Below are 15692 nucleotides of genomic sequence, written 5' to 3'. Positions count from 1 at the left end.
ATTTATAGGGTTCTTGAACAACACTTTGTGTATATTTGGGCAACTAACTTGTGAAATGAAAAAAGACCTAACATCACAAATAAAGCAACCGGAAGTCATTTATGTGACGGCCGCTTTTTTGTTATTAGTTGTTTTTAATATTTTTTTAAGTGACGTATTACACGAGAAAGTGCATCGCACAGGTACTGAGCTTGCAAGGCAAGTATACGATTTAAACTTAGACCCCATTGCGTCAAAAGATATCATTGCAACCTTAGTTGAAAGTAAAGGTTTTGCTATGAACGTGACAGATGTGCCACATAATTTTGCCAACTTTATTGATTTAGAGCAGGAGGTATTTAGTTATCACACTGTGAGTTTGCGCCTTTTTCACTGGCCTTCATGGGTCGTTGAAAGTCATTTATTTATCTTTTTGAACTTAATTCTAATTGGGGCTGGGTATTGGGGATTCCGCTGGTGGCGAGTACTGTCTAAAAAAGTATTGGTAGCCGCAGCACCGCCAGTGAAGCCTATTGAAAAACAGGTCAAGCCGGTACTTAAAAAAGGAGAGCTGCCAAAGCCGCTGCCTCATCAAGATTTAAATATTTTGTATGGGGTACCAACAAACTACAATCATTTATTTGCTCTGTTTTTTTGGAAAACCCCGTTTCCGGCGAATCTTGATGTCGATAATTACTTTAAAGTAGTGATTGCCAAAGGGTTTGGGGAACTTGTTAATCGCTCGGTAAAACTACTTCCCTCGGGCGGTATAGCTGTAACACTAAACAGTGTGCCTGCCACCGAAGTTGATAAGTACACCAAGCGTTTGCATCACGTTGTATATCAAGCGTGCCTTAATTATCGCAGCGATTTATCGCGTGGTGATATAAAAATTGGTGTCTGTAATTACCGTACTGGGGCTGATCAGGCTGTGGTGTATCAGCTTACTAAATCGGCACTGACTTTAGCTAAGCAAAGTGCATGGCAACACATTCACCGCTTACCGTTTGGGCATACGCAATCTAGCATGCTCACTGATAGTAATGAGCACCTGTTTGAGTACATTAAGAAAAAGCATTTTATGCTGTTCTTTCAACCGTTGTTTGACTTAGAAACAGGGGAAATTTTACAGCATGAAGCGCTTATTAGAATTCGTCATAAAAGTTTAGGATTACTTGCTGCTCGTCATTTCATTCCACAGATGACCAGCAAGAAAGATGTTTTATTGTTAGATCAAACCGTAGTGACACAAGTACAAAAAATGCTTGATAACGAATCAGGTGCGATGATGGTAAGTATAAACTTACATGCGATGAACTGGTTTAATGATGAGTTTTGGCATTGGTTTAAAGCGCAAATGCAAGGCTTTGATGCAGCTAATAAATTACAATTTGAGCTCAGTGAAGACGATTATTTAAAACAGCATAAACAATTGAGCTCGCAGTTTGCTTGTTTAGAAAAATTATCCGCAGGTATTGTGATTGACAATGTTCGCAGTGCCGAAAACCTTGTTGAATACAAGCAACTTAATAATGTGTGTAGTATTAAATTGGCATACGAGCTTATTCATAATATTGATACTAATACGCAGCAACAAAAAGTGGTTAGACAGATTATAGCGAAAGGCAATGAGCTTAATTTTCCTGTTTATGCTGTAGGCGTTGAGACACGCAACGAGCTTGCAACATTAAAAAACTTAGGCGTCATCGCAGCGCAAGGTTTTTACTTTGCTGAACCCCTACAAAAGCTTGCCGATATTACGCCTTTTAGTTAGTTAGATTAAACGACGGTACTTTAAGCCGTCTAACCCTTGCAAGCCACCAGTATGGATAGCCATGATCCGCGTGCCTTCTGCAAAGAAACCTTGTTCTATCAATTGCCACAGCGCATACATCATTTTACCGCTATAAATAGGCTCAAGTGGGATGGCGTGTTGTTGCGTAAATGTCTGACAAAACTCCCACAGTTCATGACTGAATTTGCCATAACCGCCATCATGATGTTCAAGTAATAGCTGCCAATTTTGTTGTTGTCTTGCTTTACGGCTCAGTTGCTTAATGTCATCAATTAAATATTCGGCCTGTTTTAATACTGCAATACCGAGCACGGTTGTGGAGTGTGGGCTGCCTTCAATTAAGCCTGCCAGCGTGCCACCACTGCCTGTTGGGCACATAATGACATCGCTCGTCGGTAAGCTTTGCGCTAATTCTTGGCACCCCAGCAGCGCCGCAGGGTTAGTGCCTCCCTCGGGTAGAATATAAGCATGCGGGAACTGCTTTTGTAATTCTGCCAAATAGCGGCTTTCGCCTCTTAAACGGTAAGTAATACGGTTAACGGGGTGCAATGTCATCCCACAGCGTTTGGCGTACTGCAATGTGGGGTTGTGTTCATCAAGCTCAGGTCCGCGAATAATACCGTGCGTTTTAAACCCAAATAACTGACCCGCAGCTGCTGTGGCATGAATATGGTTTGAAAATGCGCCGCCAAAAGTGAGTAGCTCAGTTTTTCCCTGTTGTTGCATAGTCTGTAAATTAAATTTTAATTTACGCCATTTGTTACCACTAATTTGTGGGTGAATAAGATCATCACGTTTAATCTGTAATGTCAGCTTTTGTGCTGATAACAGTTCGTGGTTGATGGTTTGAACAGGCGATTCAGAAATAATAGTCACGGTTTAATTTACGCTAAAAAAGACGCTTAATTGTAGCAAAGTCGTCATAGAGATAGAAATTAGTCAATTAAACTAAAATGATTTTGTTATTTACTGGCATCAACTAAGGTAATAGTTGTAAACTCAGATAATAATTGAACAAAGCTTGTGTTTTGCCTTGCAAGTACATAGCATAAGAGTTTAATTATAAAAAATAATAATGACCAAATAATTGCCGCTTTTTGGGAATGGAATATATGCGAATTGCTCCTTTATCTCTGTTAATTTCAGTTAGTTTGCTAGCATCGAGTGCATTTGCACAAGATACTGCTACGGTAACTGGCATTGAATCAGAGATCAGTAAAAAACAAGCCGAATACGATAACTCGACCTTAATACTCGAAAAACACCTAAAAGAAGAAAGTCAGTTACAAAAACAACTCGAATTATTGCGCGCCCGCTCAGCTGAGCTAGACAAAGAAAAAAACCAAGCGCTTGATGCAATGAACGAGATGTATCGTCGATTAATTGATGACCCCACTTTAGATATTAGCAATGCACAAACGCGCTATCAAAAAGCAGTGGTGGATCACAAACAGAACAAAGATGACATTTCGATGCAATTGGCGGCAATTGCATCGCATAGAAAAGATATTGAGCAAATTCGTGTTGCTAAGCATACCCAACTAAACACCTTAGAGAGCTTAAAAGAGCAACTCGCAACAGCACGTGTTGAACGTTTGCGCAATGAGTTTACGCGTGAAGGCACACTTGAAGTTAATCATACGATTAATTGTAAGCGCACTGAAACATTAGCAGCGTGTGAGCAACGTGGTCAGCAAATGGGATTACAAAAAGCCACCAAGCGCTTTGTAGATCAAATTTTTGCTAACTTAACAGAAGAACGTTTAGTTGAGCCGAAACGCAATTTAGCGGGTGCACAAGTTAAAATTTTAAGTAGTCATGTTGTAAATAGTGCCTTTAGCGGACAAGGTAACTATAACGTGAACTTAAGCGTAACGATGCGCGGTGATGTGAACAGCAGCCGTTTATGTAGTCTGCTTAACTTAGACAACCGTTTTTGCGCAGATTATGGTTCACCGCTTGCTGGAAACTATCAACCCAATTACACCACCACTTACTCCGATAGTCAGTTAACATTCAGTGACTCTCAGGATAATAGTCAGGTGGTATCGGTTTCGCGTATGAGCGAACAACCTGTAAGTGATTACTCAGTAAAAAAGCCAGTAAGGGTTGAACCATTACCTGATCTAAAAAAATCTAAAATGGTTGAATTAACGCTTCGTTCAAATGTTTATGATGATGAAGTGTTTATTGATGGTGTGAGCTTTGGGTCAACCAAGCTAACGACATCATTACCAGGAGGTTTTCATGATATTGAGATACGCAAGCGTGGTTATAAAAGCTATAAAGCGCGTTTAGACTTGCGTAAAGCTCAAACTATTAATGCAAAATTAGTGAAAGAGCCTGAACCAATTGTCGCTGCCGTTGTCGCAACAGAGCAACCTACAGCAGCGCCAGTGGCAAGTATTGTTAATAAAACCAATACAGCGAGTATTGTGGTTATCCCAGCGGGTACATTTAAGATGGGTGATATTAACGGTAATGGCTTAGCTAATGAGCGCCCTGTTGTTGAAAAAACCATTGCTAACTCATTTGCCATGCAAAGCAAAGAAGTCAGTGTGGGTGAATATGAGCAATTCGTTGCTAATACAGGTTATAAAACAGAAGCCGAAAAGAATCGTGGCTGTGCTTATTACTTAAATGGTGAGCCAGTATGGGAAGCGACCTTAAACTGGCGCAACCCAGGTTTTGAGCAAGACAGTGATTTTCCGGCTGTTTGCTTAACGTATAATGATGCCAAAGCATATGCTGATTGGTTATCAGGGCAAACAGGGCAGTTGTTTCGTTTACCGAATGAGGTTGAGTGGGAGTACGCTGCACGCGCAGGTAAAGAAACTGAATACCCTTGGGGTAACGAGATAGGTAAAAATTTAGCGAACTGTGGCTGGTGTGGTAGTGAATGGTCAAACAAAAGCGCTGCACCAACCGGGTCGTTTTCTCCTAATGCATTTGGTCTGTATGACACAGTAGGTAATGTATGGGAATGGACAAACAAAAAACCGGGGCAGTCTGATGTGACTGTTCGTGGTGGGGCATGGAATTTCGCTCCGAGCCTAGCACGTGTATCAACACGCTTAATTTTAGCGCCAGATTTTCGTGCAAACTATATCGGGTTTCGTTTAGTACGCGAGCGATAAAAATTTTTAAAGGAAGCAAAGCAGGCTTCCTTTTTTAGCAATTTAATAAAGGCAGTTGCGCTTTATTGTGCTTAGCATGGTAGAGTGAGAGCAGCTAGTATAAGAACGTATTATCAAAGGTCATCCAGCCTCATGTTTAAAAAACTTCGTGGTATTTTTTCAAACGATCTATCGATCGACTTGGGTACAGCCAATACCCTTATTTATGTAAAAGAAGAAGGTATCGTATTAAATGAACCTTCAGTAGTTGCTATTCGTCAAGAGCGAGCTGGTGGTCCTAAAAGTGTTGCGTCTGTAGGTACGGAAGCAAAACAAATGTTAGGCCGTACACCGGGTAACATTAAAGCGATTCGTCCAATGAAAGACGGTGTTATTGCCGACTTTTATGTCACCGAAAAAATGCTCCAGCACTTTATCAAGCAAGTACATAACAACAATTTTATGCGTCCTAGCCCACGTGTCTTAATTTGTGTGCCGTGTGGGGCAACACAAGTTGAAAAACGCGCTATTCGCGAATCAGCAATGGGTGCAGGTGCACGTGAAGTGTATTTGATTGAAGAGCCAATGGCTGCGGCAATCGGTGCAGGCTTACCAGTATCAGAAGCAACCGGTTCAATGGTTGTAGATATCGGTGGTGGTACGACAGAAGTGGCCATTATCTCGCTTAATGGCGTGGTTTACTCATCATCTGTGCGTATTGGTGGTGATAAATTTGATGAAGCTATTATCAACTACGTCCGTCGTAACTTTGGTAGCCTAATTGGTGAAGCAACCGCTGAAAATATCAAGCATCAGATCGGTTCGGCATTCAAAACTGATGAGCCTGTTGAGATTGAAGTACGTGGTCGTAACCTTGCTGAAGGCGTGCCGCGCTCATTTACACTTAACTCACATGAAATCCTAGAAGCATTACAAGAGCCTCTAATGGGGATTGTAAGTGCGGTTATGGTTGCACTTGAGCAATCACCTCCTGAGCTTGCCTCTGATATCTCTGCACACGGCATGGTATTAACAGGCGGTGGTGCATTGTTAAAAGATTTAGATCGTTTATTAATGGAAGAAACAGGTATTCCTGTTGTTGTTGCTGACGACCCACTAACTTGTGTTGCTCGTGGTGGCGGTAAAGCATTAGAAATGATTGATATGCACGGTGGTGACGTATTTAGTTACGACTAATGAAGTTAATGTTTGGTCGTACCATCTCTTTGCAACTGCGACTCTTTGTCGCAGTGCTTTTGAGTGTCGTATTGATTGTGGGCGATCGATATACACAAGGTGGTACAACAATCCGCACCAGTTTAAATACACTGGTTAGCCCACTCATCTATCTTGCCAATTTGCCGTATGAGCTATTTAGTATTGGTGCGAAGAATCTTCATACTCGCGATCAGCTTCTTACTGAAAACGAAGCACTGAAGAAAAAACAGCTTTTACAAAGCGAACAACTACAACAGCTGCAATTTTTATCGCGTGAAAACGACAAGTTGCGTGCGTTACTCGGCTCGTCTGCAAAGCAATCAAATCGTAAAATAATTGCCCAAGTGCTCTCTGTTCATTCAAATCCATACAGCCATCAGGTTGTGATCAATCGTGGCACTACAGATGGCTTAAGCGAAGGCCAAGCTGTGATTGATGAAATGGGGGTTGTCGGGCAAATTACACAAGTGGGTTCAACCACTTCTCGCGTTTTGCTTATGACCGACACAACCCATGCGACACCGGTACGTATTTTACGCAATGATGTTCGCACTGTGGTTGAAGGGATTGGCAAAATAAATGTCGTGAAGCTGTCGCATGTGCCGCATAGCCTTGATGTACGTATTGGTGATATTTTAGTGACTTCAGGTCTAGGGGGGACTTTCCCTGAGGGGTATCCTGTGGCCGTGGTAACCGAAATTAATCGTGATGAAGGTCACCCATTCGCACAAGTGTATGCTGAGCCAATTGCCCAACTTGACCGAATTCGTTTATTGGTTGTGCTGTGGCGTAATCAGCAGGAGAGCATAAGCAATGAATAGCCGTCACTCTTTGCTGATTGCAATTAGTATCTTTTTTGCACTGGTCATGGCATTAATGCCGTTACCTATCTCATTTGAGCCATACCGCCCAGACTGGGTGTTACTGGTGCTTATGTACTGGTCGTTAGCGGTGCCGCACCGTTTAAACATTGGCACAGCGTGGGTTGTGGGTTTATTAATGGACTTAGCATCGGGCTCACCACTGGGCGTGAACTCGCTGACCTATTCGGTGTGTATTTTTATTACCGCCAGTAACTTTCAAAAAATTAGAAACTTTTCTTTATGGCAGCAAAGTATATTAATTGCTTTGTTTTTAACGCTTTACCACCTAATGCAATTTTGGCTTAATCACTTTTTGATGGGAGTTTACTTCAGCCCTCATTATATGTGGCCCGTGCTGACTGGCATGCTGTGTTGGTGGTGGATTTTCTTAATTTTGCGTAAATACCGCCGTCATTTCAGGATTAGATAATGCAAACCGCAATTTATTTGGCGTCTGCATCACCGCGCCGAAAAGAGTTGCTCAGCCAACTCGGCGTTGAGTTTTCTCAATTTAGCGTTGATGCAGATGAAAGCCAATTTCCGAACGAATCGCCACGTCATTACGTTGAACGTTTAGCCAAACTCAAAGCACAATCAGGCGTTGCAATGGGCTATACCGACAGGCCCGTGTTAGGCAGTGATACGGTTGTGGTTATTGATGACACAGCCCTTGGCAAACCGCTTGATATAGCCGACTTTGTTGCAACGATGCAACGTTTGTCGGGCCGAACTCACCAAGTTATGACCGCCGTTGCAATTGCTGATACACAGCACGTAAAAAGCTGCCTTGTTATTACCGATGTCACTTTTAAACAGCTTAGCGATGATGAAATCGACGCTTATTGGCACTCTGGTGAACCGCACGATAAAGCGGGTGGTTATGGCATTCAAGGCCAAGGTGGACGGTTTGTAAGTCATATTTCTGGTAGCTATTTTGCAGTAGTAGGCTTACCTTTATATGAGACTGAGCAGTTATTAAATGAATTTTTAAGAGGGTAACATGAGCACTGAATTACTGATCAACGTTACACCGAGTGAAAGTCGTGTTGCGCTTATTGAAAACGGCGTACTACAAGAGATCCAGCTAGAAAGAATTGGCAACCTAGGCATTGTTGGCAATATTTACTTAGGCAAAATCAGCCGAGTATTACCGGGAATGCAAGCCGCATTTGTTGATATAGGCTTAGAGAAAGCAGCGTTCTTGCACGCATCTGACATTGTAAATAGTGCTTCAATTGTTGAAGGAGTCGATGAGCAGCCCATTAAAAAGGTGCAAGATATCCGTGAACTAGTGCGCCAAGGTCAATACATTATGGTGCAAGTAGTGAAAGATCCTTTGGGCACCAAAGGGGCGCGCTTAACGACTGATATCACAATTCCATCACGCTATTTAGTGTTCATGCCTGACGCGACCCATGTTGGCGTAAGTCAGCGTATTGAAACCGAAGAAGAACGTACCAGACTGAAAAAAATAGTCGCTGAATATGGCGATGAAGATGGCAGCTTTATTGTGCGTACCGCTGCTGAAGGCGCTTCAGAAGCTGAGCTGCGTCACGATGCAGAGTTTTTAAAAAAACTGTGGCAAAAAATTGTCAATAAACGCAAAAAAATCAGTAAAGAGAGCATCTTACACGAAGACTTAACGCTGGCGTTTCGTACCCTACGTGATTATGTTGGCGAAGACATGGAGCGCATTCGTGTTGACTCAAAGCTGACATACCAAGAGTTAAAAGAATTTACTGAAGAGTTTGTGCCCATCTTATCTGGGGCGCTTGAATACTACCCAGGTGAGCGACCTATTTTCGATTTGTTTGATGTCGAAACCGAAATTCAAAAAGCCCTTCACCGTAAAGTTGAGCTTAAATCAGGTGGTTATTTAATCATTGACCAAACCGAAGCAATGACCACCGTTGATGTAAATACCGGTGCATTTGTTGGGCATCGCAATTTAGAAGAAACCATTTTTAACACCAACATCGAGGCAACATCGGCAATCGCACGACAACTGCGATTACGTAATTTAGGTGGTATTATCATTATCGACTTTATCGATATGGTAAGTGACGAGCATAAACGTCGCGTTTTACACTCACTTGAGTCGGCACTGGCAAAAGACCGCGCAAAAGCCAATATCAATGGCTTATCTGCTCTAGGTTTAGTCGAGATGACTCGTAAGCGTACCCGCGAAAGTTTAGAACATATTTTATGTGACGTGTGCCCTGCGTGTTCAGGCCGAGGGTCGCAAAAAACCGTTGAAACGGTATGCTACGAAATTCTGCGTGAAATTGTCAGGGTTAACCGTGCCTACGCAGCCGATAAGTTTATGGTGTATGCAGCGCCTTCGGTAAGCGAAGCGTTGATCAACGATGAGTATCATAACCTCGCCGAGCTTGAACTATTTATAGGTAAACAGGTCAGTATTCAAACAGAGAGTTTATACAATCAAGAACAGTTTGATGTGGTAATGATGTAATGAAGGCAAAAACGGTCTGCTTTTTTTGTTTACGTAAGTTATGGCAAGTTTTTGCTATTACTATCGTACTGCTGGCCGTTATTGTCTCTGTTTTAAAGTATACCCTGCCATATGCCAATGACTATAAAGGCGACATTGAAGCGTTTTTGTATGAACAGTTCGATGTAAATCTTTCAATAGGTGCTATCTCAGCCAGTTGGCAAGGTAAAGGCCCTTCCTTAGTCCTTGAAGATATTTCTTTTGAGGACAACCAGACTTCACCGATTGCACTAACCATAGATAAAGCCAGCCTAGAGGTAAATCTGTGGGAGTCGATTAAAACTCGTCAACTTAAATCAAGTTACTTTGTGATCAATGGTTTTCATGCCGATGTTGATTTGCCAACCATGCTTAAGTTTGGCAACAACAAGCAAGCAGACAGTTTTGAGCAAAAAGAGTTAATAGAAAGCTTGTTTTTGGGTGAAACGGGCCACTTTGCGATTCAAGACAGTAGCATTAATTTTATGCTTAATGATGGCAAAGAGCGTACGTTAATTCTTGAAAATATTGTGTGGCAAAATACCCCAGAACAGCACCAAGGTTCAGGAAGCCTAGCCTTACCGGGGATTTCTGTCGGCAACTTTGATGCCCGCATGGCACTTAATGGTTCAACGCTTGAGACCATGGCTGGCGATATTTATGTGCAAGCTGCGAATGTCGATGTCTCAAAATGGTTGGCACAATACATCAATACAGACAAACAACAATTGCACTCCGATATGAACTTGCAAACCTGGTTTAGCCTTGAAAAAGGACTGATCAGTGACGTAAAAGTGCAATGGTTACCCAGCTACATAAATTGGCAACAAAACCAAGAAGCGCATCAAATTAGTTTAAATGAAGGGGGCTTTCACTTATTCCCTTGGCAGAATGGTTGGCGTTTAAAAAGTACCGGACTTGCTTTTGAAAGTGATTTAAAACAATGGCCAACATTGCAGTTTGAAGCCCAGCTTGGAGATACAAATAAGATTTGGCTCAAGCAGTTTGACTTTGCATTGTTATCAAAATTATCTCAATTGAGTAACTTTGAAGTATTAGCGCCATTTTTAGAACGACAGCCTAATGGCCAATTAAGCGAAGCGTATGTTGAATTTGGTGCGCAAGATAACTGGCAGTTGTGGTTTAAGGGTGAACAGCTCAATTGGTTATCCTTACAAGGGATCCCTGGTGGGCAAGCTATTCGGGTTGAGGGAAATATTAACCAAGCAGCGGGGCGAATAACGTTATTTGGCGAAAATAACCGTTTGTTAACCAATGGCAGTTTTAGCCAAGACATTCCTTATAATCAGTTAAATGTTGAACTTGATTTACGTCATTACGACGATGGCTGGCGTATTAGCAGTGACAACATTTGGCTTGATAATGACGAAGTAACCGTTGCAGCAGAAATGATGCTTAGCCTAACTGCAGAGCCGCGCCTTGATTTATATGCCGAAGCGTACGCACCTGATGCCAACGTGGCGGGGCATTATTTTCCATTACCGGTAATGAGCGAAAACTTAGTTAACTACCTAAACGGCGCCATTAAAGGCGGCGAAGTTGATAAAGCACAGGTGTTGTTTTCGGGGCCGTTTAGCGGTTTTCCGTTTAAAGAGCAACAAGGGCAGTTCGAAGTATTGGCAAATGTGAACAATGCCAAATACCAGTTCACACCCAGTTGGCCCAGCGTTGAAAATGCCAATGTGATTTTGCATTTTGAAAATGAACGCATGGATATTTACAGCAAGTCAGGCACACTTGTAAACTTATCACTTGGCGACAGTGTACACGTAAGTATTGCTGATTTAATGCATGCCGATACACTCAATGTAGCGATAAATAAACGTGCCCACGGCAATAAATTACAGTCATTTTTTGCAGCCACACCGCTCGCTAAACCGTTAGCAAGTGTTTTTGAAGTAGTACAAGCGCAAGGTGAAGCCACAGCAAATATTAATTTGCTTGTCGATTTACATTCAGGCCATGTTGATACCCTCGGCGAAGTTGAGCTTGCTAATTTACCTGTTTATCTTGCTCAGCCTGGCATCACACTTAATCATATGACAGGCATTGTTAAATTTAATAACGACAAAATTGATTTAAAAAATGCCAAAGCTGATTGGTTAGGTATGCCGTTAACAGCCAGCTTTAATAGCGAAAATGTGGCTGATAACTACCGCGCAGAAATTGCGATTAAATTGGCCTTAGATGCAGAACCATTAATTGAGCAAGGGCAGGGTCTGCTCGAAGGTTATTTAACGGGGCAAAGTGACGTTGCTATTAATGTCTCCCTTAACTTTTTACCCAACGACTTCAACTATCGCGCTGATATCAGCGGTAACTTAGTGGGTATAACCAGTCAATTACCCGCACCTTACACAAAAAGTGCTGACAATGCTTGGCCTATCAAAGCGGTAGTGCAGGGCGATCATATTTCTAATTTGATCACTGCAAATATCAATGAACAGCTATTTTTCAATGCTATTTTAGATAATGGCAAAAAGCAGTTTAATAACGCACACCTTATTTTAGGTTCAAAAGATTTAGGCCTTAATCGAGATGGTTTTGCGGTATCGATTGACCTACCAGAAACTAAGCTTGTGCCATGGTTTGGGTTGATTGAGCAAATTATCGATTTGACCAAGACTAAATCAGACGGTCCTGGCGTAATGCCTGCATTTAACAATGTAACGGGTCAATTTAATAAGTTAGCGGTTCAAAATATCGATTTTAATGATGTTGAGTTTAGGCTAGCACCAAAGCAAGCCGATTTAGAGCTTAAACTAAATGCCAAAGAGCTTAGAGCTGATGCACTCATTCCGACAGGCGATACACGTAGACCTATTCAAATATTTACTGATTATTTACGGGTTAACTTTAATGACACCGCGACGGAGTCTGCACACGAAGTTGAACAACCTGAAGACTTAAGCTGGTTAACACGTATTCCAGCCATCGAATTTAACTGTGAAGATTGCAAACTAGCCGAGTACCAACTTGATAAAGTAAAAGCCACGTTTGGTGGTGATAATAATAGCTTGATATTTACTGAGCTCGTGATAGATAAAGGCGACCATATACTGAGAGCGAAAGGGCAATTTGCTGATGGCTCAACGCGTTTTAACGGTCACCTACAAAGTGATGATATTGGCGACTTATTTGATGAGTTTGATATTACTACTACAGTAAAAGACTCCGATGCCGACATAAAATTTGCCCTCGCTTGGCAAGGTGCGCCGTATAATTTTGATGTGCCTACGCTAGCAGGCGAGTTAGATTGGCGTTTAGGTGAAGGGCATTTAGCGGAAGTGAGTGACGGTGGTGCTAGGGTGTTTTCATTGCTTAGTCTCGACTCACTGGTACGTAAGCTCAAACTTGATTTTAGAGATGTATTTTCAAAAGGCTTCTTTTATAACAAGATGCAAGGCACGATGCAGTTAGAGAAAGGGATTGCTTACACTCAAGATACCAAGCTTGATGGTGTGCCTGCCGACTTAACGATTAAAGGCCACACTAACTTAAATACCTTTGAAATAGACTACGATCTAGCTGTTGCCCCGCAGGTTACCTCAAGTATCCCAGTGATCGTAGCATGGATGGTCAACCCGGTAAGTGGCCTTGCGGCGCTTGCAATCGATAAAGTAATTCACTCTGCGAGAGTGATCTCAGAAATCAACTTTAAGGTGACAGGCAGTATGAATGATCCGGTTGTTGAAGAAATTGATCGTAAGAGCCGTGAAGTAACCTTACCGCAAGCGGCACAAAGCCAGCCGCAGTCATCAACAAGGCTTAAATTAAAAGATGCAGCCACCTCAGCGAGCTTCGACAACAATGACAGTTAATACTCAGCCGCAGGTTGTAGCAGTGCAAATGTGCTCGGGAATGAATGCGGAGCAAAATTTGGCTTTTTTAGCAGACACGCTGGCGCAATTGCCCACGACACGTCCGCTGCTTGCATGCCTACCCGAAAGCTTTTTAATTTTTAGCAAGCACACTCAAGCAAGTTATCAGCTCGGATTACACATTGAACAGTACACAGCTGCACTGGCTGCGCTATGTAAACAACATAATATTTGGCTGGCTGCTGGGACAGTGCCGGTATCACAACCTAACGGTAAATATTTAGCCGCCTCGTTTTTATTTAATAACCAAGGTGAGGTGGTTGCGCAGTACAATAAGATCCACTTATTTGATGTCGATGTTGCCGATGGCACGCGTAATTATCGGGAGTCTGATGCCACCGAAGCGGGCAAAGATATTGTGGTGGTTGATTCACCCTTTGGTAAAATCGGCTTAGCAGTATGTTATGATCTACGCTTTAGTGGTTTATTCACTGCGATGCAGCGCCAAGGGGCTGAGCTCATCTTAGTACCCAGTGCCTTTACTACTGTAACAGGAGCCGCTCATTGGCATACCTTGTTGGCTGCCAGAGCGATTGAAACGCAATGTTATGTGGTAGCCGCTGCACAGTGGGGTGAGCACGAAAATGGCCGACAAACATATGGTCACAGCATTATTATTTCGCCATGGGGAAACACGCTCAGTGAGCTTGCCTCAGGCACTGGTTTTATCAGCCATGAGCTTGATTTAAACCGACTGAATACAATTCGCCAAGACATGCCTGTGCAGTCTCAGCAACGATTTAGAGAGCATTTATTATGAACACGGTTGAACAGCATTTATTACATGACAGCCAGCTAAATAGAGAAGAATTAGAAAAAACGCTCGCTTTTATTCATCAGCATCAAGTGGATTATGCCGATCTGTATTTTCAATCTAGCCACCATGAATCATGGGTGTTAGAAGATGGTCTCGTAAAAGAAGGCTCATACAACGTTGAGCGTGGTGTGGGTGTGCGCGCTGTAAGCGCTGAAAAGACAGGGTTTTCGTACTCAGATGCAATCAATCTTGAAGCGCTGAATAAAGCCGCAACAGCAGCACGAAGCATTGCTAATGCAGGCGAAAGCAAAACGATTCAAGTATTTAGCGATGTAGCAGCAAAACAGCAGTATGCACCGCATCAGCCAATTCAAAGTATGAGCGATAACGACAAAGTGAGCCTATTGCGCGAACTTGAAAACTACATTCGCGAGTTAGCCCCCGACGCAGAGCAAGTGATTAGCTCTATGTCAGCAGTGTACGAAGAGGTACTCATTGCAGCAAGCGACGGCACCTTTGCCACTGATATTCGCCCGCTTATTCGTTTAAATTGTTCCGTATTACTTGAGAAGAATGGTCGCCGTGAGCGCGGTGGTGCAGGCGGCGGTGCGCGTTTAGATTACGGCTACTTTAAAGAGTTAGTTGATGGTAAGCCGCGCTGGATGGAATACGCAGAAGAAGCTGTACGCCAAGCTAAAGTGAACTTAGAAGCCATTGATGCGCCAGCAGGTAGCATGGAAGTGGTACTGGGGGCAGGTTGGCCGGGTGTGTTACTGCATGAAGCCGTGGGTCATGGTCTTGAAGGTGACTTTAACCGTAAAGGTGCCTCTGCGTTTAGCGGTAAAGTCGGTCAAAAGGTGGCTTCCGAGCTGTGTACCGTGGTGGATGATGGCACCATAGCCGACCGTCGTGGTTCACTGAATGTAGATGACGAAGGCACACCTGCTGCGTATAACGTGCTTATTGAAAACGGTATTCTAAAAGGCTACATGCAAGATAAGCTTAATGCACGCCTAATGGGTGTAAACCCAACAGGTAATGCGCGTCGTGAGTCGTATGCTCACTTACCTATGCCGCGTATGACTAATACCTACATGCTGGGGGGCGAGCACAGCCAAGCTGATATTATTAGCTCTGTGAAAAAAGGCATCTTTGCGCCAAACTTTGGGGGTGGTCAAGTTGATATCACCTCAGGGAAGTTTGTATTTAGCGCCTCTGAAGCGTATTTAATTGAAAACGGTAAAATTACGCAGCCTATCAAAGGCGCAACACTGATTGGTAACGGCCCAGAAGTGATGCAGCAAATTTCGATGGTAGGTAACGACCTTGCGCTTGATAAAGGCGTAGGGGTATGTGGTAAAGACGGTCAAAGCGTGCCGGTAGGGGTTGGTCAACCAAGCCTTAAAATTGACAACTTAACGGTCGGTGGTACGGCTTAGTCGCCCTCTTTTTCCCGCTTCAGTAAGGCAGGTTAAATTTTTAACCTGCCTCATTTCATAACACTTCACTTTGCAGTAAAAATGTATCAATATAGGTACCATCAATACCACTATATTCGTTACTGTTCGCAG

Annotated in this window: 11 protein-coding genes; 10 read left to right on the top strand and 1 reads right to left on the bottom strand. The window is 42.9% G+C overall.

The genetic code is table 11. The features are described from left to right. Positions 1-55: 55 nt before the first annotated feature. Positions 56-1753, top strand: a complete 1698-nt coding sequence (locus JIG41_RS04205) for an EAL domain-containing protein (protein WP_083202710.1) — start codon at positions 56-58, stop codon at positions 1751-1753. Here the strand turns inward: JIG41_RS04205 and JIG41_RS04200 are convergent, their stop codons facing one another. Then, positions 1754-2650, bottom strand: a complete 897-nt coding sequence (locus JIG41_RS04200; protein ID WP_199524295.1) for a 1-aminocyclopropane-1-carboxylate deaminase/D-cysteine desulfhydrase — start codon at positions 2648-2650, stop codon at positions 1754-1756. Between the two features lie 236 nt (positions 2651-2886). On the opposite strand from JIG41_RS04200, the gene JIG41_RS04195 reads away from it, so the two are divergent. The 9 genes from JIG41_RS04195 (at position 2887) to tldD (ending at position 15560) form a co-directional block, all read left to right on the top strand. Further along, positions 2887-4911 (top strand): formylglycine-generating enzyme family protein, encoded by a 2025-nt coding sequence (locus JIG41_RS04195; protein ID WP_199524294.1) that lies wholly within the window; start codon positions 2887-2889, stop codon positions 4909-4911. 132 nt (positions 4912-5043) lie between these two features. Further along, complete coding sequence (locus JIG41_RS04190; RefSeq protein ID WP_036973172.1) at positions 5044-6087, top strand: rod shape-determining protein; 1044 nt, start codon at positions 5044-5046, stop codon at positions 6085-6087. Beyond that, positions 6087-6929, top strand: coding sequence for a rod shape-determining protein MreC (gene mreC, locus JIG41_RS04185; RefSeq protein WP_174403892.1), 843 nt, complete (start codon positions 6087-6089; stop codon positions 6927-6929). The genes JIG41_RS04190 and mreC overlap by 1 nt, the downstream gene beginning before the upstream one ends. Further along, complete coding sequence (gene mreD, locus JIG41_RS04180) at positions 6922-7401, top strand: rod shape-determining protein MreD (RefSeq protein ID WP_036973169.1); 480 nt, start codon at positions 6922-6924, stop codon at positions 7399-7401. The genes mreC and mreD overlap by 8 nt, the downstream gene beginning before the upstream one ends. After that, positions 7401-7970 (top strand): nucleoside triphosphate pyrophosphatase, encoded by a 570-nt coding sequence (locus JIG41_RS04175; RefSeq protein ID WP_199524293.1) that lies wholly within the window; start codon positions 7401-7403, stop codon positions 7968-7970. Before mreD ends, JIG41_RS04175 begins: the two co-directional genes overlap by 1 nt. Position 7971: 1 nt before the next feature. Further along, on the top strand, positions 7972-9444 hold the full coding sequence (gene rng, locus JIG41_RS04170) for a ribonuclease G (protein WP_036973165.1): 1473 nt from the start codon (positions 7972-7974) through the stop codon (positions 9442-9444). Further along, positions 9444-13304: a YhdP family protein gene (locus JIG41_RS04165; RefSeq protein WP_199524292.1), complete on the top strand. Its 3861-nt coding sequence runs from the start codon at positions 9444-9446 to the stop codon at positions 13302-13304. The genes rng and JIG41_RS04165 overlap by 1 nt, the downstream gene beginning before the upstream one ends. After that, positions 13294-14124, top strand: a complete 831-nt coding sequence (locus JIG41_RS04160) for a carbon-nitrogen hydrolase family protein (protein ID WP_199524291.1) — start codon at positions 13294-13296, stop codon at positions 14122-14124. The genes JIG41_RS04165 and JIG41_RS04160 overlap by 11 nt, the downstream gene beginning before the upstream one ends. Further along, a complete protein-coding gene (tldD, locus tag JIG41_RS04155; RefSeq protein WP_199524290.1) occupies positions 14121-15560 on the top strand; it encodes a metalloprotease TldD in 1440 nt (479 codons plus the stop codon). Before JIG41_RS04160 ends, tldD begins: the two co-directional genes overlap by 4 nt. The last annotated feature ends 132 nt before the right edge of the window (positions 15561-15692 follow it).

The organism is Pseudoalteromonas sp. bablab_jr011 (genome assembly GCF_016464045.1).
GTDB classification, from domain to species: Bacteria; Pseudomonadota; Gammaproteobacteria; order Enterobacterales; family Alteromonadaceae; genus Pseudoalteromonas; species Pseudoalteromonas lipolytica.
Note: the sequence above shows the minus strand (reverse complement) of the source record. Positions and strands in the feature narration are given on the sequence as shown.